We start from the raw sequence: 17,969 nt of genomic DNA on the forward strand, positions 1-17,969 counted from the left end.
TGTCTGCACGGAGGATCGCTAGCCCCTTATGGTGACAGACGCCTATAGCCGCGACGCGGCCTTCGGGCCAACCTGGACTCGATGGCAGACCTGGCCTCTTCTCGCACTTCTCCTCTTCATCTTGAACCCAGCCGCCTACGGCGCAGAGCGGCAAGGCAGCAACACCCCACTCACGGAACTTTCTGTTCCCGCCGTCGTGACCAAGGTCCGCCCTTCGGTCGTGACGGTGTTGACCAGGGGCATCCCCCAAGGCGGCTCACAACATGGCGCACCCTCCGGGTCCGGTTCCGGTATCATTCTGGACGCCGGCGGATACATCCTGACGAACAATCATTTGGTGCAAGGTGTGACCAGCGTGGTCGTGGGACTCTCGACAGGCCGACTCACACCCGGCCGTGTTGTGGCCCGCGATTTTCTGCTGGACCTGGCGCTCGTTCGAATCACCGCCCCAGATCTGGTGCCGGCGGAGTTCAGCAGCCGGAGCAGCTTCGAAATCGGAGAAACCGTGATTGCCATCGGCAACCCGTTAGCCCTGAAGGGTGGTTCCACCGTCACGGTAGGGGTCATCAGCGCGCTCGAACGTTCCGTCCTCACCCCGGAAGGGGAAACCCTTTACGATCTCCTCCAAACCGACGCGGCGATCAACCCCGGGAATAGCGGCGGCCCGCTGGTCGACCGATTCGGCCAGGTCGTCGGGATCAACGTGGCCATCGCCCCCTCAGCCCAAGCCATTAGTTACGCCATCGCCATCGAGGCCGTGACACCACATATCGACTCGATGATCGCGCGCGGATCTGTCTCGCGGCCGGATCTCGGCCTGATCCCGATCACCATTACGCCCAGCATTGCTGCCAGTTTTGACCTGGAAAGTGATCGAGGTATCCTCGCCTTGCAAGTCGATCCGTCCAAACCGGCCGGACAAGCCGGCTTGCAGTCGGGCGACGTGGTGACGGCGATCGATAACCGCCCGCTCTACAATATGGGTGATTTCTGGCATGCCGTGACTCACGCGAATGAGCACATGGCCTTTCAAGTCGCCACGCAAGGCAAAGCCGGAACGGCAACCATAACGGTGTCACGACCGAGTCTGTCACGGCCCTAACCATGATGCGTCACCACCCTCCCCCCTTGCAGGCTGTCGGCCAAGACTCACCACCGGAGACAGGCGACTCGAATGAGCCGGCACGGCCCGCGACCCTACTCTGCTGTGACCCCCTCCCGTATGAACGCGCCTGGCACCTGCAGCAGACCTACCATGCTGCGCGAGCTGCGGACCGCTGTCACGATCTCCTCCTACTCGTCGAGCATCCGCCCGTCTATACGGTGGGCCGCACGACGCAGGATCATCATTGGCCGGGAGATGCCCAACTCCTGCAGCTGACCGGCATTCCGGTCGTGCGCACAGAACGCGGTGGATCGATCACCTATCACGGACCTGGGCAAGCGGTCGGGTACCCCATCCTCCGCCTCACAGATCACTGCGCAGGACCGAAGGCCTATGTCCGCCGACTGGAAGATGTGCTGATCGCCACCTTGGATGAGTGGGGCATCACCAGCCGGCGACGCGACGGCTTACCCGGCGTGTGGGTGGGCGACGAGCAGCCGCTCAAGATTGCGTCCATCGGCGTGCGGATCTCCCGCGGTGTCACCATGCACGGCTTCGCGCTGAATGTCAGCATGGATCTCGCGCCCTTCTCCTCCATTGTTACTTGCGGGATCGCCGGTTGCCGCGTCACGTCGATGGCCGCGCTGCTGGGCTCCGCGCCCGAGTTTCCTGTCGTACAACAACGTATTGCCGCCCACTTTGCCGAACGGTTTCACCTGACCTGGGTCGCAAGCATGGGCCAGGAGTCCGCCGATCTTGCGGGCTCCACCGACGATCTCAGCCCCACACCCATTGATGCGTCACCCCTTCCGAAGGAGCGCCCTGATGACTGAACTGGACACCCACACATTTCGTCTGGCCGTCGCCCAATTTAATGAAGCGGCCGAAGCGATGCATCTGGATACCAACCTGCGCGAGCGACTCAAACTGCCTCAACGTTCGCTGATCGTGAGTGTGCCGGTACGGATGGACGATGGCCGCGTCGAAGTCTTTACCGGTTATCGCGTCCAACACGATACGGCCAGAGGTCCGTCGAAAGGAGGCATCCGCTACCATCCCGGCGTGAGTCTGGGTGAAGTCGCCGCCCTCTCCATGTGGATGACATGGAAATGCGCCCTCGCCGACCTCCCCTACGGCGGAGCCAAAGGCGGCGTCAAGGTTGACCCGAAGCAATTGAGCCGCGGAGAACTTCAACGCCTGACGCGGCGATACGCCGCGGAAATCTTCCCGTTGATCGGCCCGGACAAAGACGTGCCCGCGCCGGATGTGGGGACGGACCAACAGGTCATGGCCTGGATCATGGACACCTACAGCCAGCAGGTCGGATATGCGGTGCAAGGAGTGGTCACAGGCAAACCGCTCTCCATCGGCGGCAGCCTTGGCCGGGAAGACGCCACAGGTCGCGGCGTCGTGTATGTCACGCTCGAAGCCTTACGTCACCTGAAGCTGGATATCAGCCAGGCCACCGTCGCGATTCAGGGGTTCGGCAACGTGGGCTCCCACACGGCGCTGATCATGCAGGAAGCGGGGGCACGGGTCGTGGCCGTGAGCGACGTGAGCGGAGGCCTCTACAACCCCAACGGCTTGGACATTCCGGAACTCCTTCGCCGGTATCGCGAGAAGCAGGAGCCTCTGCACGAGAGCAAGCTCGGTGAACCGATCACCAACGAGGAACTCCTTCAACTTGATTGTACCGTTCTGGTTCCCGCCGCGCTCTCCGAGCAAATCACCGGCGCAAATGCGGCCACGTTGCGCTGCCGGATTCTGGCGGAGGGCGCGAACGGGCCCACGACGCTGGAGGCCGATCGCATCCTCACCGACAACGGTATCTTCATCATTCCCGATATTTTGGCGAATTCGGGCGGCGTGATCGTCTCGTATTTTGAGTGGGTGCAGGATGTGCAGCGATTCTTCTGGAAAGCCAAGGATATTCAGGATCGACTTCAGGACATTATCACAAGCGCCTTCCACAGAACCCTGCAGTTCTCGCTCCAAAAGCGGACGACGATGCGAATGGCCGCGCTCATGTCGGGAATCGACAAGGTTGCCCAGGCCCATCTCCAGCGCGGACTGTACCCGTAGAGTGTCATAAGGCCTGACGCGCTACCGACGATGACACGATACATACTCGCGGCAATTGCCGGTATCTGGATGGCCGACGGTCTCGCGCTCTTGATCGCACCCCTTCTCGTGATGCGCCGGCTACAAGACTCGTTGACGGAGAATCCGCAGATGATCCGCTGGGAAGCCATCGGCATCGTCCTCGGCCTCATGCTGCTGATCTGGTCGGCTCCGCTGCCCTACCAACCGCTCTGGTGGCTGACCGGAAGTGCCATGGTCATCAAGGGTGGCTTCCTGACATGGGGCCCGGCCGTCTGGCGCACGCCAGTTTTATCCTGGTGTTTCGCACGCGAAGCCGTCGATTATCGATTTGTCGGCCTCTGGCTCTGCATGCTTGCCGTCTTGCTCCTGCATGCGTTAGGGTTGCTGCACGGATAACCGTTCGTCAGGACCCGACATCAACGTATCGCGCTGTTATGAGTCATCAATCCATCGCCTCACTCTGGGAAGAGCACAGCCGCGAAGGCTGGCCTCACTTTTCCAGCCCGAATGAAGGGCAGCTGATGACCTTGGACACGGTGATCGGGGGCTGCGCGGTGTTCTACCTGGATGGACAACCGGAAATGGACCACCAGCGCATCGCCATTCTGCAAGATTGTGTTGCCGACCTCGATGGGCTGCTAGAAGACCTGTCCGGTGACAGCCTGGACTACTTTCAACGCCTCCGCCGACTCGCCGCCGCGCTCGCGGATGTGAATCAGAGTCGCTGAGTTGGTCAACGCCGTCCTGCGGGGACCGACCCTCAAGCCAGTCCCCGCATTGATCCGTTACGGCAATTCGACGATATCCTTTTTCATCGAACCCAGCATTGCCAACAGCTCGCTTTTCTCACCGACCGGCACGTGAAACGCATCAAGCGCGGCCACAAGATCCTGCACCAGGGCTTCGAAATCGGCTGAGCTGATTTGCATGCCGAGATGAGTGCGCTTCATGTCTCGTCCCTGGTACGTACATGGCCCTCCCGTCGCCTGGCACACCTGATCAACGAGATGTCCCTTTAGCTTTGGAATATCGGTACTGGCAAACCGGTTGTTGATCCGCTTGTCCGCCGCGACATTGGCGACAAACTGATCGACGACAGCGGTAATCGCCGGCTTGCCCCCGAGCCGGTCATACAGCGACTTCGCTGCAGTCGCACCGGCCGTCGGTTGCGCTGCCCCCTTGACGCTGCCGGTGTCCGCGCAACCGACGAGCACTCCCGCGACCCCCAACACCACCACCCCCATGCCGTACAACTTGCCTGCCATCATGTGCGCCCCTCCTATGACCTGCCTGGTACCACCCTCCCGTTCCACCATGGACCGTGAATTCCATCGGCGGCACCTCTGTTGACCTCCCGACCATAAGGTCCCTATGATGCATTCGTCTAATATATTGTTTTCATACTATCTATAGTTTGCATCTATAGCGCGAGGAGGCCTCGCATGGAGCTCCGGCAACTGCATTATTTCATGGCTGTCGCCGCACACCAGAACTTCAGCCGGGCCGCGGAACACCTTCACGTCTCGCAGCCGTCGCTCTCGGTACAAATCGGCGGCCTCGAACGGGAGTTGGGCACCCGGTTGTTTGATCGACTGGGACGGAAGGTCGTGTTAACCCAGGCGGGCGAATTGTTTCGTGTGCACGCGGAACGGGCCTTACGGGAATTGGATCAAGCCGCGCAGGTCGTCCATGAGTTACTAGGAGCCAAACGAGGCCGTCTGGTGGTCGGGGCATTGTCGACCGTCAATTCCTATCTGATTGCCCCGCTCGTGTCGCGCTTCAAGCAGCGTTTCCCCGATATCCATTTGCAGGTACACGCTCAACCGTCATCCGACATCGTCAGCGGGCTCCTCGCCAATCGCCTCGATATCGGCATTTGCCTGCTGCCGCTCACTCATCCCCACATGACCACCGTCCCGCTCTTTGAGGAGCGGCTCGCGCTGATCGCTCCCACGAGCATGAGCATCGGGACACCTCGCACCCGCATGCAGGATCTTGCCCGACTGCCGTTGGTGTTGATGCCTGCAGATTATTGCCTGCGAAAAATGGTCGAAGCGGAATGCGCCAAGGCCGGGGTCCACCCGCAGGTCGTCCTGGAGATGAGTTCCCCGGAAGGTATTTTGCAAGCCGTGGCGGAAGGCACCGGCGCGACGATTCTTCCCGAACTCTACGTCCGGTCTCGGCTGCCCGCAACACGGCTTCAGGTCATCGATCTCTACGATCCCACACCGTGCCATACGGTCGGACTCGCCTATCTCACGAAACGGTATCGCGGTGTGGCTGCCGAAGAATTTGCGTCACTGTGTCAGAGCACCATGCAGGATCTGCAGACCGCACTCACGGTCCCGCCCATGGCTCCACGCCCCAGACGAACCTCCCAGCGAACGATCCGGCGAACACCGATCGTAAGAAAGCCGCCGGTCGCCTCCTCTGACGCGACCTTGAAAGTCAGACGGCGTGTTGGATAGAATGGCCTGTTGCCTAGGACATTTCCTCTTCTATTCAGCACCTATGACTTGGACGAGTCGACTCCTCGAAATCCCTGTATGGAGGCATTCATGATGCAGCGCAAGCGGATGTTCACAGCCCTGATGGCCACGCTGGGGTCCCTTTGCCTTGCTGCTGCGGTGAATGCCGAGCCCTACGAACTCAGCAAGAATGACCTGACAGACCCCAAGGGGATTGCCAGTCAGGATGTCTCCCTGTTCGGCATCAAGTTGGGGGATGACGAGTCGAAAGCACTCGACGGGCTCGTGAATGAAAAAATCCCCGGCATCAAGGCGGAGCAGGAAGCCACCTTCATTTTCCTGCTGGATCAACGCAAGCCAACCGGCCCGATGGCGGGTGTTCGGGTGCAGGACGGAAAGGTCGACCTGATTTTCATCAACAACCGTTTTGCCTTTAAGACGCGTGGCATCTTCCGCAATGTCCTCAACAGCGAAAGTCCGGATGACGTGCGCAAGATTCTGGGCAAGGAAGATTATGGTGATGAAAACGTGATGGGCGCCATGCTGGCTTACGACAAGCAGGGTTTCCAGGTCAATTATCTGGGCAAGGACGTCAACGTCGAATTTTCGCTGCCTCGGTAGGTCTCAAGGATCGCGTTCGGTTCCGAGTTCTCCCCGAATCCTCCTTCAATTCCTCGCGTTGGAGACTTCCAACCTATACCCCGCTGCAGAGAACGGCACGTCGTCGATCCCGCAGACAACGGGTCCGGCGCAATGCCAACACCACCGTCGATGAAAGAGCAGACTACCGAGCCAGGGCGGCGCGACTATCACTGAGTCGCAAGCCGTAATTGATGAGGCTTGTCGCCGTATTCCAGCGGCGTTTGGAATTCAGAATCACAAGGAGTAGATCTCGCCCGTCTTGCGATACCTTCGCGATGAGGCATCGGCCTGCCTTGGACGTGAAACCCGTCTTCACCCCCTGCACCCCGGGAATCCGGCCCAGCAACCGATTGGTGGTCCGCAGAACATACGCACGATGCTCATTGATCGGCATGATGATTTCCCGTTCTTCGCTGACCAATTCTTTGAAGACGGGATGGTGCATGGCGATTTCGCTGAGCTTCGCGAGATCTTCCGCCGTCGAATAATGTTCAGGCGCATCGAATCCACAAGCATTGCTAAAATGGGTATTCTGCAACCCCAACGCAACAGCCTTGGCATTCATGAGTTCCACGAATCGCGCCTCGTCGCCGCCCACATGCTCACTGGCGGCGAGACACGCATCGTTCGCCGACATGATCAACATGGCCTTCAACAGATCCTCCAGGCGAAAGATCTGGCCGGTTCGTAGACGCAAATGCGTCTTGTGCGCGCGGGCGGCCTTGGGACTGACGGTCACCTCGTCATCCAAATGACCGTACTCCAGAATCACCAGCGCAGACATGATTTTGGTGAGGCTGGCCGGTGACAGACGCTTTTCACTTTCGAACTGATACAGCGTCGTACCAGTTTTCAATTCTTTGAGCAGAATGCTGTGCGCCGGCACATGGCGCCACCGCAGACTGTGGTGAGCTTGCTTGGCCGTGGGTACCGGCCTGGGATCATAGGGGACGGTAATGACCTCATCATCCACGTCACTGTCCAAGGCAAAGGCCTGGCCACTCCATGAAGCGGACGCGAGAAGAAGAACTGCGAACGCACGCATCGACCAGGTCTGCCATGTACGCTTCATGCGGAGTGTCTATGCTTTCTTGTGACGATGAGGCCCTGCCTGACTGTCACAGGGTATATGTTTCTCGAACCTTCGTGCCGCGCACGCTGCTCGCAATCACCTTATGAAAGAACCGGAGCAAGTCGGCCAGATCAATCCAGAATCCACAATTCAGACAACGGGCGTAGAGGCGGCGATTCATGAGCGTGTAGTGCCGCTCGACCATCATAAAGCCTTTGCATTTTAGGCAGTGCATCGCCCGGTCGCGCCCCTTTCCACTGGCTTCTCTGGACGTGTCGTCCCATTTCAAGCCGATACGAACGTCAACGTGCTGTTTAGCGGAGACGATTGAGAATAAGGGCAAGGCAGCCGGCCAACAACCCACCCCCGAAGATCGTAGTGCTCATGGAGAGAATCGCGCCTGAGCTCCCCGAGGGATTGGTGCCCGAGACCAGATCGCGCATTCCGCCCTGAACCATCAAGACTGCCAGTGTCGTCAGGCAGCCCATGCTGAACCACCACAGAAACGATCGCACGACCCCCCGCCGTGTGCTGGCTGAAAAGAGCGCGGACCTTTGTCCGACGACCTTTTCGAACTCTATCCGAGCCCTATTGAGGTGTCAAGCAAACCGCCAGTCTTCTCATCGGCTGAATCGGTGCAAACCTGAATCGGTCGTTAGTCCCTCGTTCCGACAGAGCCTGGGCGCGTCCGTCCGTGATGGAGAAAGACCGAGACGCTGCCGGCTCCATTGTCCGCCGTCACTAAGCCCGGCTCTTCCGCATTGTCCGCAGAGACGCGATAACTTGCGACGGCGAACGGCCCATTCTTCGTTCGATAATTTCGCGGTGGATAGTGAAAGGTGCCGTCGCCGCGCCCGAATAATATAGACAGGTCGGTGGACTGCAAGTTGACGATGGCCACATCGTCGATATGGTCGCCGTCGAAATCATGCGCGACGCCGTAATTTGGGCTGGCATCTGCACCGGAATCTTTTCCCTGTTGAAAGGTTCCGTTGCCGTTGCCGAGAAAGGTGGTGAAACTGTCCCCTTCCCCGTTGATCACAAGAAGGTCGGACAGGTGATCATTGTTAAAGTCGGCAAAACTGACTCCCAAAGGGCGCCTTCCGGTCTTGTAGTCTTTGGGGTCCCGGAACGTTCCGTCCCCGTTTCCGATCCACACCGAGACGGCACTCAACATTGGCCCCCCGTTGGTCACCACCAGATCCGGCTTGCCATCCTGATTGAGATCCTTCAGCGCCAAGGACGTGGGCGTATCTCCATACTCATACTGCATGCCGGGTCGAAATTCCCCGCGACCATTGCCAAGAAAAATTTTCACTTTATCGTTCCGTAGGGCCACCGCCAAATCCGGATGTCCGTCGCCATTGACATCGTCACTAGACACCGAGACAGGCGCGCGATGGACAGGATACTGCGGCCCCTCGTCAAACTTCCCGTTTCCGCGCCCTAGCAGGATGGAAACCTGGTCTCCACCGGAACAGGCTAGTACCACATCAAGTTGTTCGTCGTGATTGAAATCGTTCAGCGCCAGCGACCGGGGTTCCTGGCAGACTTTCACCTGCACTTGGTCACGAAAGGTGCCATCGCCGTTGCCAAAAAGCAGCGAAATGGAGTTACTGGAGATATTGGTGGTGATGAGATCGGTGATTTGATCTCGGTTGAAATCCGCAGTCGTGACCGTCGTCGGATTTTTCCCCACGGGATAACTGGCAAAATAGTAGAAGGGGTCCGGGGGAACATAGGAATCGCCCTTGGAACAGGCGGACAGCAGACCACCGCAGGCCAGCAGCGCGAGGGCGAGACGGCAACCCGACAGCCTCTTCCTGTGCTGAAGGTCGACAGTCATCTCCATCTCTTTGAAAAAGGCATGACATTCCGGCCAAGTCCATGCTTCGCCGCCTCCACGTCCCACGCGTTGAGCGGAGTATACAGAGCCCCCTCCCGCTTCGCAACGAAGTCAGAGTTGATTGCAGGGAATATCGCCGGGCCCAGCCCCCAATGGACTCTCTCGCCTAGGCCTTTCGCCCCTTTGAAAACTCGGAAAGCCTTAGGCTACAATGCGGCCCAAGTGTGGAGGAGGTGCCCATGAGCAATAAAGTGACGATCCCATTGACCATGTATGGTGTAGCCGAAGTGTTGAAGTGGTGCATTGACCGTAACAACGGCCGTGTACCCGGAGTCGATACAGAAGGCTTCAAGAAGATGCAGGCGCTGTTAGCCGAGAAGCCGACATCCAATGATTACCTGGCCCTCGACCAATTCTGGAAGAAGCAGATTGCGTTGGAATTAACGGAAGATGAAGTATCGACCATCGACCGCTGCCTGTATGACATTCCGAATTTCGACAACGAACCGCTGCCGCAAATTCGCCATAAGTTTTGGCCTCAGGCCGCCGGTGTTGCATCTCACTAAGCGATCTTCCCCGGTGTAGCCCTTTCAAGCTTGAGATCCACCCGCAGTCGCTGTGTCTTGCGGGTGGGTTTCGTCGAGATGAGTGCCGGCGCCAAGACGATCCTATCTTACAGAGTCCCGGCTGTCTGTTACTTGTGACGATCAGCTCCTACCGACCCCGGTCACAGGGCCTCCTTCCTAACTGAACTCTGCCTGAACTCGATTCTGTCGTACTCCGATGGCCCCGATTCTGCCCAGACTGTTTCGACCAATGACATCACCCTCGACGTCGCCTACGGCAGGGATGGGGCATGCGTGTGCGAGGTAGAACGGGAGTGCACCGGCCGGTGTGGTAGAACGGGCAACAAAAAACCCGCCCTGCAGCCTCGGCGCAGGGCGGGTCACGATGATAGGACTTCCATGGAGACTGGCGCGGGCAGCTCCCGCCGACAACCGGCTAGAGTGACCCTTCACCCTTAAGAAACTTCCTGAACCGCCCCATGAGTTCTGCCCCTAAGGTACCGCCTTCCGGCTTCTTCACCTCGGGATCACTGAAATGCGATCGGATTTCCTGCAGTCGTTTTTCCGCCTGATCGTTTCCCTGCAGCCGTTTGGTTTTCTGCAGCGCGGTATCGAAGGCGTCGAACGTCAACTCGTTATAGCCGAACGACCGGATTCTCTTCACGGCCTTCATCATGGCCTGGTTGCGGAACGTGGTGAGGTGTTCCGAGTCGACCTCTTTGAGACCCAGCTTGCGGGCTCTGCGTTCCGCCGCCTTCCGAATGCCGCTGCGAACGAAGTCCGGCGACGTTTGCAGTCGCTTCCACGCCTCATCGCTCCATGCTATGCGCTCCTGAGGCGCCTCCCACAATTGCACCGCAGTGTGCTCATCAATCCTGGTCAACCCTTTCTCTCGCGCAAGTTCCTCGGTGTCGTGCTTGATCATGTCGCTCACAAAGTCCATCGCGATCGGGGGAGACTCTTTGATTTTTTGCTGGAGCAACGCCAGGGCGCCCTCGGTCCATTCCATCGGGGCCGCCTCTTGCTCGCGGATCTCCCCGAGGGCTTCAACCTTTTCAAACAGATCGACATTCACCTCCATATGACCACCCTTTCGGGCAATCTCGTCGGCGATCTGCTTGATCATCCCCCGCATGAACTCCGGCACCGCCGCCAGACGTTCCTTTGCCGCAGCCGTCCATGGCAGCTGGCCCTTGGCCATTTGGTCGGCAGCCTCGGCCATGCCGCCTTCGCCGCCCATGGTCCCCATCATTTGGCCCTTGAACTGTTCGAGAATTTCTTCGGTTATTTCGGCATAACCCAATTCCCGCGCCTTTTTCTCGGCCAAGCGACGGACCATCCCACGCAAAAACATGGGCGCGCGCTCCATACGTTTGAGTGCGCCGTCGCTCCACCGGACCTCAGGGGCTGTTAGATTTGACGACTCTGCCACGGTATCACTCCTATTACTTATTGAGTAATTCCTTCAGTTCCTTGCCTGCCTTGAAGAATGGCACACGCTTGGCCGGAACCGCAACCGTCGCGCCGGTCTTGGGGTTGCGACCTTCTTTCATCCGCCTGGCGCGGAGACGAAAACTTCCGAATCCCCGGATTTCCGTCTTGTTGCCGCTTCGCAGCGAGTCCCGAATACAATCAAAGATAGTATTGACCACGATCTCCGCTTGCCGTTTTGTGAGCGTCGTGACCTGCTCCGATACCCGCTCGATAATCTGCGCTTTGGTCATCGTCCCTCTCCTCGTGGGGTGGGCTTACGTGCGGCTGAATTGCTGCATCACCGTCACCCTGGTGCTCCGGCCGCTCAGAACGCCATCAGGTATTTCAGTTTGACGCCGGTATCCAACTCCAACTTCGGAAAGACCGACGCCCACCGTGATTCGATAATGTCCCGAAATGAGAACCGCTTGCGCGGCTCCACGACTTTCGGCTCGCCTTCCATGCCGGCGATATCCGCCGCGATATGGATGGCATCATCGAGATCACCCAACTCATCGACCAGACGCGCCTCTTTAGCCTGACGCCCGGTATAAATCCGCCCGTCGGCCAACGGCTCCACCTCGGACACCTCCAGCGATCGGCCGTCGGCCACAGCTTGGATGAACTGGTGATGCACGTCGTCCATCACGGATTGCAGGAGTTTGCGTTCCTCATCGCTCATTTTCCGCAACGGCGAGCCGACATCCTTGAATCGCCCGCTCTTGATGACCACCCCTTCGACCCCGACTTTTTTCATCAGGCCTTCGAAGTTCGCCATTTCCATGATCACGCCGATACTCCCGGTCAGGGTCCCGGGATTGGCGATGATCCGGTCCGTGGCCGCAGCGATGTAGTACCCCCCGGAGGCGGCGACCGTCCCCATGGAGGCGATCACGGCCTTGTTGCTCTTATTCTTCACTCGCTTCACGGCATCGTGTATCTCCTGCGAAGGCACGACCCCGCCCCCCGGGCTGTCGATCCGCAACACGATCGCTTTGACCAGCGGGTTTTCGCTGTAGTGTTTCAGCTCGCTGATCGTCGCTTGGGCATCAAGGATGACGCCCTCAACACGAATGAGCGCCACACGATCCTGCCCCGAAAAATCAAGGTCGGGGAGGAGCGCATTGATGAGTATCAACGCCCCTCCCCCGATGACGATCGCCCAGAGTATCCGGCGCAGCATGCTCCGCTTTGGTGAAATCGCGGTGTCTGCTTGTGGCCCCATTCGATCTCCGGGTGTTTAGGCTTCGGAATCGCTCTGATTATCTTTGCGCTTCCGGCTCTGCTTGGCCGCGCGTCCCAGGCTCTGGTCGATGCCGCCCTGAGATGCGTGGAATTCCTCCACCTGACGCCGATCCGAGTCGAGCTGATGATCGCGCAGACTAAGCGCAATCTTCCGCTCCTCACGATCGACCTTGATGATCTTTGCCGTGACTTCGTCCTGCAACTTGAACTTCTCTTCCATACGGACGTTGGCATCCAGACCGACTTCACTGATGTGGATCAAGCCTTCCACGTCGCCGTCCAACTCGATGAAGAGTCCAAAGTCGGCAATCTTGCTGACCTTGCCGGTGATGCTATCGCCCACCCGGTAGCGGTTCGGAATCTGCTCCTCCCACGGGTCACGGGACAATTGCTTGTACCCCAGCGAGAGTCGCTCCTTTTCCTTGTCGATACGAATCACGACGGCATCCACCTTCTGCCCCTTCTTGAACAGCTCGGACGGATGCTTGATGTGCTTGGTCCAGGACATATCAGAGATGTGGATCAAGCCATCGATGCCTTCTTCCAACCCGACGAACGCGCCGAAATCAGTCAGGCTCTTCACCTTTCCTTCGATGCGCGTACCGGCCGGATACTTGGCCTCGATCATATCCCAGGGGTTAGGAGCCGTCTGCTTCATGCCCAGGGAAATCTTCCGGCTTCCCGGATCAATGTTCAACACGGCGGCCTCGACCTGATCGCCCACCGACACGACGCGGGACGGATGGCGCACTTCGTGCGTCCAGGACATCTCCGACACGTGCACCAAGCCCTCCACTCCGGGCTCCAGTTCCACAAAGGCGCCGTAATCGGTCAAGCTGACCACTCGGCCACGCACGCGCGTGCCCACCGGATACTTGCCCGCCACACCGGTCCACGGATCCGCCGACTTCTGCTTCAAGCCCAGCGAAATACGGCCGGTCTCCCGATCGTACTTGAGGACCGTGACTTCCACCTTATCGCTGACCTGGAACAACTCGGAGGGATGCCCCACGCGGCCCCAGGACATATCGGTGATGTGCAACAGACCATCGATACCGCCGAGGTCGATGAACGCTCCGTAATCGGTGATGTTCTTGACCGTGCCTTGAATCAACTGCCCTTCCTTCAGGGTGGACAAGGTCGTCTGACGGCGACGGTCGCGCGTCTCTTCCAGCAACACGCGCCGGGACACGACCACGTTGCCGCGACGATGGTTGATCTTGATGATCTTGAGGGGAAAGGTCTTTCCGACCAAACTGTCGAGATCGCGAACCGGATGCAGATCGATCTGCGAGCCGGGCAAGAACGCTTTGACGCCGATATCGACCATCATGCCGCCCTTGATACGGGAAATGATTTTACCCTCGATGCTTTTTTCCTCTTTGTGGAGCTTCTCCAATTCCTCCCAGATTTTCATCTTGTCGGCTTTTTCTTTGGAGAGCACCAGATTGCCGTCGGCATCTTCACATTCTTCGAGATACACCTGGAGACGATCGCCCACCTTCAATTGCGCCAGTTCCTCATGGGAGAACTGGTCAGCCGGGATCATGCCCTCAGACTTGTAGCCGATATCGACCACCACCTTGTCTTTGCCGATGGCGACCACCATGCCTTCGGTGATGGTGCCTTCCTCAAAATTGCGGAAGGTCTCCTCATACATCGCCGCCAAGGCATCGCGATCAAGTTTGGGTTCGCTCTGGGGTGTGACAGTACTCATGAAAACATCCTCGTCCTCCGGCTCGCGCCGGGTGCTGATTGTGAAAAAGGCCCGCGTCTTACTCAGCGTTGCAAGACTGGGCTGTGGGTGTGGCGGCGGACCTATGGGACGCTCCGGCTTGAGCCTGACCGTCCCCCGGATTCGGAACCTGTCCGAGCTCCGCAATCTTTGCCATCACCGTCCGACTAACATGTTGATAAAATGCCTTCCCTTCCAACCGAGTGGCATCTTGGGAAAAATCCAACGGATCGCCGTAGGCCACCGTGACCCGGCGGAACCTCGGCCACTTGGCGCCGGGAGGCAGCACCTCAAACGTCCCACCGATGTGCGCCGGCACAACGCGGCATCCCGTCTGCGACACGATCACCCCGATCCCGGGCTTCCCCGGTTTCAAGGCACCGGTCATCGTCCGCCCCCCTTCGGGGAAAATGGCGACCGCCTTGCCCTCTTGCACCAACGAGACGGCCTTACTGAACGCTTCTCGATCCAGACGCCCGATCCGCAACGGAATCCATCCCAAGGCCTGCAACAGACCATTGAGCAGTGGAATCGGAAACAGGTCGTGTCGCCCCATATACCACACCCGCCTCGGAACACCGCAGCCAAGCAGCGGGATATCCAAATAGCTGGCATGGTTTGACGCGATCAGGAGCCCGCCCTGACGCGGCACCGTGCCGACGGTACGATACCGGAAACATACCCAGCCGATGGCACGAGACAGGACCCACAACAGGGCGTACAGTGCGGAGCTCACAATCGCGCCGCAACCACAGCCATCATATGCGCAACGACAGCGTCCACCGACATGCTCGACGTATCGATGCATTCCGCATCAGGTGCGGGGATCAACGGCGCCACCGTGCGTGAGCGATCACGATCATCACGTCCGGTCAGATCACGCTTCGTCTGGTCAAACTGCACCGAATGCCCGGCGGCCACCAGCTCACGGTGCCGCCTGGTGGCGCGAACCTCGGCGTCCGCTTCTAGAAAAAATTTCACGTCGGCCTGGGGGAAAACCTTCGTTCCGATATCTCGGCCTTCAGCAACGACACAGCCTTCCGCACCGATCTTCCGCTGCACAGGCAGAAGCCATTCGCGGACGGCCGGAATGGCCGAGACCACGGACGCTAGCGCGGTCACCGCAGGCGTTCGCAACTCCCCGGTGATGTCACGGCCATCCAGTAATACATGCGACTGCTCCGGGCCGCAGGCCATATGCAAGATGGTCTTTGGGAGCAACCCCGCGATGGCGCGTTGATCCTCGGGACTCACGCCCATGTCCTGCACTTTCCAGGCAATCGCCCGATATAACGCCCCGGTATCCAGGTAGAGATAGCCCAGTTGTCGCGCCAGGAGTCGCGCAACTGTACTCTTCCCCACTCCAGCCGGACCGTCAATCGCGATAATCAGGCCACGTTTTCCCCGATTCACATCGGTGCCCTCAGACACAGATTCCTCGCACTATAGACGGTTTCCAGAAGCAGTCAACAGTTCCAAGAGCTTCCCCTCAAAACCCGGGAACGAAGTCTCGATGCAGGCGGTATCCACAATTTGAGTCGGCTGGGCGGCGGTCAACGCGCCGATGGCGACAGACATCGCCACTCGGTGGTCGCCATGACTTTCGCATGTTGCTCCGGTCAGCGCCCCGTTGCTCCCATTGCGCCCCAACCCTTGAATCACCATGCCGTCCGGCCGCTCTTCAATTCGCGCGCCCATCGCCCGCAATTCCTTGGCCATTGTCGCAATCCGATCACTCTCTTTCACCCGCAATTCTTCGGCGCCGGTGATCACCGTCTCCCCCTCCGCTACCGCGGCAGCCACGCACAGGATCGGAAATTCATCAATAGTCTGAGGGATCTGGTCGGGGCCGATCCGCACGCCCCGAAGCGGCATGGAGCGCACTCGCAGATCAGCGACTGGCTCTCCAGCCTCTTCGCGCGGACTGACCACCTCGATCTGCGCACCCATTCGATGCAGGACCTCCACCAATCCGGTTCGGGTCGGGTTCATCCCCACTCCACGAATTGTCACGTCAGACTCAGGCACAATCGAAGCCCCGACCAGAAAAAAGGCCGCTGCCGAAAGATCTCCCGGCACCACCACCGGCTTCCCGCCCCACCGTACGGACGGTCGCCCTTCAATCTTGACCGTGCACCCCTCTCGTTCGAAAGGGATCCCGAAATAGGCAAACATCCGCTCGGTGTGATCCCGCGAGAGTCGCGGTTCCGAGATCGTCGTGAGGCCGTCGGCGTACAAGGCGGCGAACAGGAGCGACGACTTGATCTGCGCGCTCGCCACCGGCGAGACATACGACACGCCGCGCAAACGAGTGCCGGTAATGGCCAAGGGAGCCAGTTCTCCGCCTTTACGCCCGGCAATGGTCGCACCCATTGTTCGCAATGGTTTCACCACGCGTCCCATCGGACGGCGCCGGATCGATTCATCGCCCGTCAGGATCGTAAAAAAGTCCTGCCCAGCCAGCAGCCCGGCCATCAAGCGAATGCCCGTCCCAGAATTGCCGCAATCAATCGGCCCGAACGGCTCTGTCAGCCCCCACATGCCCTTGCCGGAAACGTGCAGGGTTTGCGGCGACTCGTCGATGCGCACCCCCAAGGACTGAAACGCGCGCATGGTGTTCAGGCAATCTTCGCCCCGACAATAGTCACGAATGGTACTCGCACCTTCGGCGAGGGCCGTAAGAATGATCGCCCGGTGAGTGACGGACTTATCACCCGGCACCGTAATGGTGCCCTTCAGCGGCCGACATGGAGTAATCGTCAACGATGCCATCGCGACCTAGGCTTTCCGCGGCGTCTTGAGTGTGAGTTGTTCCCGCTCATGCTTCGCCTTGTCCAATTGCTTTTCGATCCCCGCTGCGTCACCGGCAGCGATCAAGCGCTTCAGCTCGCCCAGATGCCGTTCGTAGGTCTCGATTAAAGACACGACATTGTCCCGGTTCCACAAGAAAATGTCCCGCCACATTTCCGGCGAACTCGCGGCGATTCTCGTCGTGTCCCGCAATCCCCCGCCTGAATGACCGGCCAGATCCAGTTCCGGCACGCCGTGATCGCGCACATCCGCCAAGGCCGTCATCAGCGCAAATGCCGCCACATGCGGGAGGTGGCTCACCGCACCGAGGATTTTATCGTGAAGGAACGGGTCCATCTCCAAGACAATCGAGCCGGCCAGCTCCCAGATCGCGCGAACGATCTGCAACGCCTCGGGATCGGTTTTCGTAGTGGGCGTTAGAATGCAGCGCGCACCTGAGAAGAGCGTCTCCGAGCCTGCGGCCACTCCGGTCTTCTCCTTGCCGGCGATGGGATGCGCCCCCACGAACTTCACGGCAGACGGCAGTAAAGCTTCCGATCGCGTCACCAATGCGCCCTTGACGCTGCCCACGTCGCTCACGATGGTACCGGGCTTGAGACATCCGGCCCATTCCTGCAAATGGCGCTCGTAGGTATCGACCGGCGTCGCCAGCAGGACAAAGTCAGCCCCTTCGACCCCTTCGCGCGGATCAGACACGTACCGGTCGATAGCCCCAACCTCCACTGCCGTTTTCAGGTTCTCCACCCGGCGTCCGATCCCGACTACTGAATCCGCAACGTGGTGCCGACGAAGAATCATGCCTAGCGAGCCACCGATGAGCCCGACGCCGATAATCGCCACCTGTTGAAAATGTGGTGTCTTCATTGAATGACTGACGGCCTCTTCACGCCCCAATAGGCATCG

Annotated in this window: 20 protein-coding genes and 1 pseudogene; 8 read left to right on the top strand and 13 right to left on the bottom strand. The window is 59.2% G+C overall.

Annotated features, from left to right (window positions below; genetic code table 11):
* Positions 1 to 28 precede the first annotated feature (28 nt).
* Genes KJA79_RS03890 through KJA79_RS03910 form a run of 5 tightly spaced genes read left to right on the top strand, consistent with a single transcriptional unit; the run spans position 29 to position 3,936 of the window.
* Entirely contained in the window at positions 29 to 1,102 is a 1,074-nt protein-coding gene (locus KJA79_RS03890; protein ID WP_213040684.1) for a S1C family serine protease, read from the top strand.
* Between the two features lie 2 nt (positions 1,103 to 1,104).
* Entirely contained in the window at positions 1,105 to 1,938 is an 834-nt protein-coding gene (gene lipB / locus KJA79_RS03895) for a lipoyl(octanoyl) transferase LipB (protein ID WP_213040685.1), read from the top strand.
* Positions 1,931 to 3,187 carry a Glu/Leu/Phe/Val family dehydrogenase gene (locus KJA79_RS03900; protein WP_246507408.1) on the top strand — a complete coding sequence of 419 codons (1,257 nt, stop codon included), beginning with the start codon at positions 1,931 to 1,933 and terminating at the stop codon, positions 3,185 to 3,187. Before lipB ends, KJA79_RS03900 begins: the two co-directional genes overlap by 8 nt.
* A gap of 30 nt (positions 3,188 to 3,217) precedes the next feature.
* Positions 3,218 to 3,604, top strand: a complete 387-nt coding sequence (locus KJA79_RS03905) for a hypothetical protein (protein ID WP_213040686.1) — start codon at positions 3,218 to 3,220, stop codon at positions 3,602 to 3,604.
* A 38-nt stretch (positions 3,605 to 3,642) separates the two neighbouring features.
* Positions 3,643 to 3,936: a hypothetical protein gene (locus tag KJA79_RS03910; RefSeq protein ID WP_213040687.1), complete on the top strand. Its 294-nt coding sequence runs from the start codon at positions 3,643 to 3,645 to the stop codon at positions 3,934 to 3,936.
* A 57-nt stretch (positions 3,937 to 3,993) separates the two neighbouring features.
* Here KJA79_RS03910 and KJA79_RS03915 read toward each other — a convergent pair whose 3' ends face one another.
* A complete protein-coding gene (locus tag KJA79_RS03915; protein ID WP_246507409.1) occupies positions 3,994 to 4,476 on the bottom strand; it encodes a group I truncated hemoglobin in 483 nt (160 codons plus the stop codon).
* A gap of 174 nt (positions 4,477 to 4,650) precedes the next feature.
* Between KJA79_RS03915 and KJA79_RS03920 the strand changes: the two genes are divergently transcribed.
* Positions 4,651 to 5,676 (top strand): LysR substrate-binding domain-containing protein, encoded by a 1,026-nt coding sequence (locus KJA79_RS03920; protein ID WP_213040688.1) that lies wholly within the window; start codon positions 4,651 to 4,653, stop codon positions 5,674 to 5,676.
* Between the two features lie 90 nt (positions 5,677 to 5,766).
* A complete protein-coding gene (locus KJA79_RS03925; protein WP_213040689.1) occupies positions 5,767 to 6,297 on the top strand; it encodes a hypothetical protein in 531 nt (176 codons plus the stop codon).
* A 163-nt stretch (positions 6,298 to 6,460) separates the two neighbouring features.
* Here the strand turns inward: KJA79_RS03925 and KJA79_RS03930 are convergent, their stop codons facing one another.
* The 4 genes from KJA79_RS03930 to KJA79_RS03945 all read right to left on the bottom strand — a co-directional run bounded on the left by KJA79_RS03930 (position 6,461) and on the right by KJA79_RS03945 (position 9,236).
* Positions 6,461 to 7,390: a D-alanyl-D-alanine carboxypeptidase family protein gene (locus tag KJA79_RS03930; RefSeq protein ID WP_213040690.1), complete on the bottom strand. Its 930-nt coding sequence runs from the start codon at positions 7,388 to 7,390 to the stop codon at positions 6,461 to 6,463.
* A gap of 46 nt (positions 7,391 to 7,436) precedes the next feature.
* The gene (locus KJA79_RS03935; RefSeq protein ID WP_213040691.1) at positions 7,437 to 7,625 is read right to left on the bottom strand and encodes a hypothetical protein; all 189 of its coding nucleotides are present in this window, start codon (positions 7,623 to 7,625) and stop codon (positions 7,437 to 7,439) included.
* Positions 7,626 to 7,704: 79 nt separating this feature from the next.
* Positions 7,705 to 7,905, bottom strand: a complete 201-nt coding sequence (locus KJA79_RS03940; RefSeq protein WP_213040692.1) for a hypothetical protein — start codon at positions 7,903 to 7,905, stop codon at positions 7,705 to 7,707.
* A gap of 140 nt (positions 7,906 to 8,045) precedes the next feature.
* Positions 8,046 to 9,236, bottom strand: a complete 1,191-nt coding sequence (locus KJA79_RS03945) for an FG-GAP repeat domain-containing protein (RefSeq protein ID WP_213040693.1) — start codon at positions 9,234 to 9,236, stop codon at positions 8,046 to 8,048.
* A gap of 239 nt (positions 9,237 to 9,475) precedes the next feature.
* Between KJA79_RS03945 and KJA79_RS03950 the strand changes: the two genes are divergently transcribed.
* The gene (locus tag KJA79_RS03950; RefSeq protein WP_213040694.1) at positions 9,476 to 9,802 is read left to right on the top strand and encodes a hypothetical protein; all 327 of its coding nucleotides are present in this window, start codon (positions 9,476 to 9,478) and stop codon (positions 9,800 to 9,802) included.
* Positions 9,803 to 10,238: 436 nt separating this feature from the next.
* Here the strand turns inward: KJA79_RS03950 and KJA79_RS03955 are convergent, their stop codons facing one another.
* The 8 genes and pseudogenes from KJA79_RS03955 to KJA79_RS03990 all read right to left on the bottom strand — a co-directional run bounded on the left by KJA79_RS03955 (position 10,239) and on the right by KJA79_RS03990 (position 17,930).
* Positions 10,239 to 11,234, bottom strand: a complete 996-nt coding sequence (locus tag KJA79_RS03955) for a PCP reductase family protein (protein ID WP_213040695.1) — start codon at positions 11,232 to 11,234, stop codon at positions 10,239 to 10,241.
* 13 nt (positions 11,235 to 11,247) lie between these two features.
* Positions 11,248 to 11,535 (bottom strand): annotated as a pseudogene (locus KJA79_RS03960) (HU family DNA-binding protein); the annotation flags it as partial.
* Positions 11,536 to 11,600: 65 nt separating this feature from the next.
* Entirely contained in the window at positions 11,601 to 12,458 is an 858-nt protein-coding gene (gene sppA, locus KJA79_RS03965; protein ID WP_246507410.1) for a signal peptide peptidase SppA, read from the bottom strand.
* A 57-nt stretch (positions 12,459 to 12,515) separates the two neighbouring features.
* Complete coding sequence (locus KJA79_RS03970; RefSeq protein ID WP_213040698.1) at positions 12,516 to 14,237, bottom strand: 30S ribosomal protein S1; 1,722 nt, start codon at positions 14,235 to 14,237, stop codon at positions 12,516 to 12,518.
* 58 nt (positions 14,238 to 14,295) lie between these two features.
* The gene (locus KJA79_RS03975) at positions 14,296 to 14,991 is read right to left on the bottom strand and encodes a lysophospholipid acyltransferase family protein (protein ID WP_213040699.1); all 696 of its coding nucleotides are present in this window, start codon (positions 14,989 to 14,991) and stop codon (positions 14,296 to 14,298) included.
* On the bottom strand, positions 14,988 to 15,686 hold the full coding sequence (cmk, locus tag KJA79_RS03980; protein WP_213040700.1) for a (d)CMP kinase: 699 nt from the start codon (positions 15,684 to 15,686) through the stop codon (positions 14,988 to 14,990). Before cmk ends, KJA79_RS03975 begins: the two co-directional genes overlap by 4 nt.
* Positions 15,687 to 15,698: 12 nt before the next feature.
* Positions 15,699 to 17,027, bottom strand: coding sequence for a 3-phosphoshikimate 1-carboxyvinyltransferase (gene aroA, locus KJA79_RS03985; RefSeq protein ID WP_213040701.1), 1,329 nt, complete (start codon positions 17,025 to 17,027; stop codon positions 15,699 to 15,701).
* Between the two features lie 6 nt (positions 17,028 to 17,033).
* Positions 17,034 to 17,930 carry a prephenate dehydrogenase gene (locus KJA79_RS03990; RefSeq protein ID WP_213040702.1) on the bottom strand — a complete coding sequence of 299 codons (897 nt, stop codon included), beginning with the start codon at positions 17,928 to 17,930 and terminating at the stop codon, positions 17,034 to 17,036.
* Between the last annotated feature and the right edge of the window lie 39 nt (positions 17,931 to 17,969).

Origin of the sequence: Nitrospira defluvii, from assembly GCF_905220995.1 — a bacterium.
In the GTDB taxonomy this organism is placed as follows: Bacteria; Nitrospirota; Nitrospiria; order Nitrospirales; family Nitrospiraceae; genus Nitrospira_A; species Nitrospira_A defluvii_C.

Bases quoted from the DNA above. Each gene is read 5' to 3' on its own strand.
- KJA79_RS03915 (WP_246507409.1), bottom strand. From the start codon at position 4,476: ATGATGGCAGGCAAGTTGTACGGCATGGGGGTGGTGGTGTTGGGGGTC.
- KJA79_RS03970 (WP_213040698.1), bottom strand. From the start codon at position 14,237: ATGAGTACTGTCACACCCCAGAGCGAACCCAAACTTGATCGCGATGCC.
- KJA79_RS03925 (WP_213040689.1), top strand. From the start codon at position 5,767: ATGATGCAGCGCAAGCGGATGTTCACAGCCCTGATGGCCACGCTGGGG.
- aroA (WP_213040701.1), bottom strand. From the start codon at position 17,027: ATGGCATCGTTGACGATTACTCCATGTCGGCCGCTGAAGGGCACCATT.
- KJA79_RS03905 (WP_213040686.1), top strand. From the start codon at position 3,218: ATGACACGATACATACTCGCGGCAATTGCCGGTATCTGGATGGCCGAC.
- KJA79_RS03930 (WP_213040690.1), bottom strand. From the start codon at position 7,390: ATGAAGCGTACATGGCAGACCTGGTCGATGCGTGCGTTCGCAGTTCTT.
- KJA79_RS03890 (WP_213040684.1), top strand. From the start codon at position 29: ATGGTGACAGACGCCTATAGCCGCGACGCGGCCTTCGGGCCAACCTGG.
- KJA79_RS03945 (WP_213040693.1), bottom strand. From the start codon at position 9,236: ATGACTGTCGACCTTCAGCACAGGAAGAGGCTGTCGGGTTGCCGTCTC.
- lipB (WP_213040685.1), top strand. From the start codon at position 1,105: ATGATGCGTCACCACCCTCCCCCCTTGCAGGCTGTCGGCCAAGACTCA.
- KJA79_RS03950 (WP_213040694.1), top strand. From the start codon at position 9,476: ATGAGCAATAAAGTGACGATCCCATTGACCATGTATGGTGTAGCCGAA.
- KJA79_RS03935 (WP_213040691.1), bottom strand. From the start codon at position 7,625: ATGCACTGCCTAAAATGCAAAGGCTTTATGATGGTCGAGCGGCACTAC.
- KJA79_RS03920 (WP_213040688.1), top strand. From the start codon at position 4,651: ATGGAGCTCCGGCAACTGCATTATTTCATGGCTGTCGCCGCACACCAG.
- KJA79_RS03900 (WP_246507408.1), top strand. From the start codon at position 1,931: ATGACTGAACTGGACACCCACACATTTCGTCTGGCCGTCGCCCAATTT.
- KJA79_RS03990 (WP_213040702.1), bottom strand. From the start codon at position 17,930: ATGAAGACACCACATTTTCAACAGGTGGCGATTATCGGCGTCGGGCTC.
- KJA79_RS03910 (WP_213040687.1), top strand. From the start codon at position 3,643: ATGAGTCATCAATCCATCGCCTCACTCTGGGAAGAGCACAGCCGCGAA.
- sppA (WP_246507410.1), bottom strand. From the start codon at position 12,458: ATGCTGCGCCGGATACTCTGGGCGATCGTCATCGGGGGAGGGGCGTTG.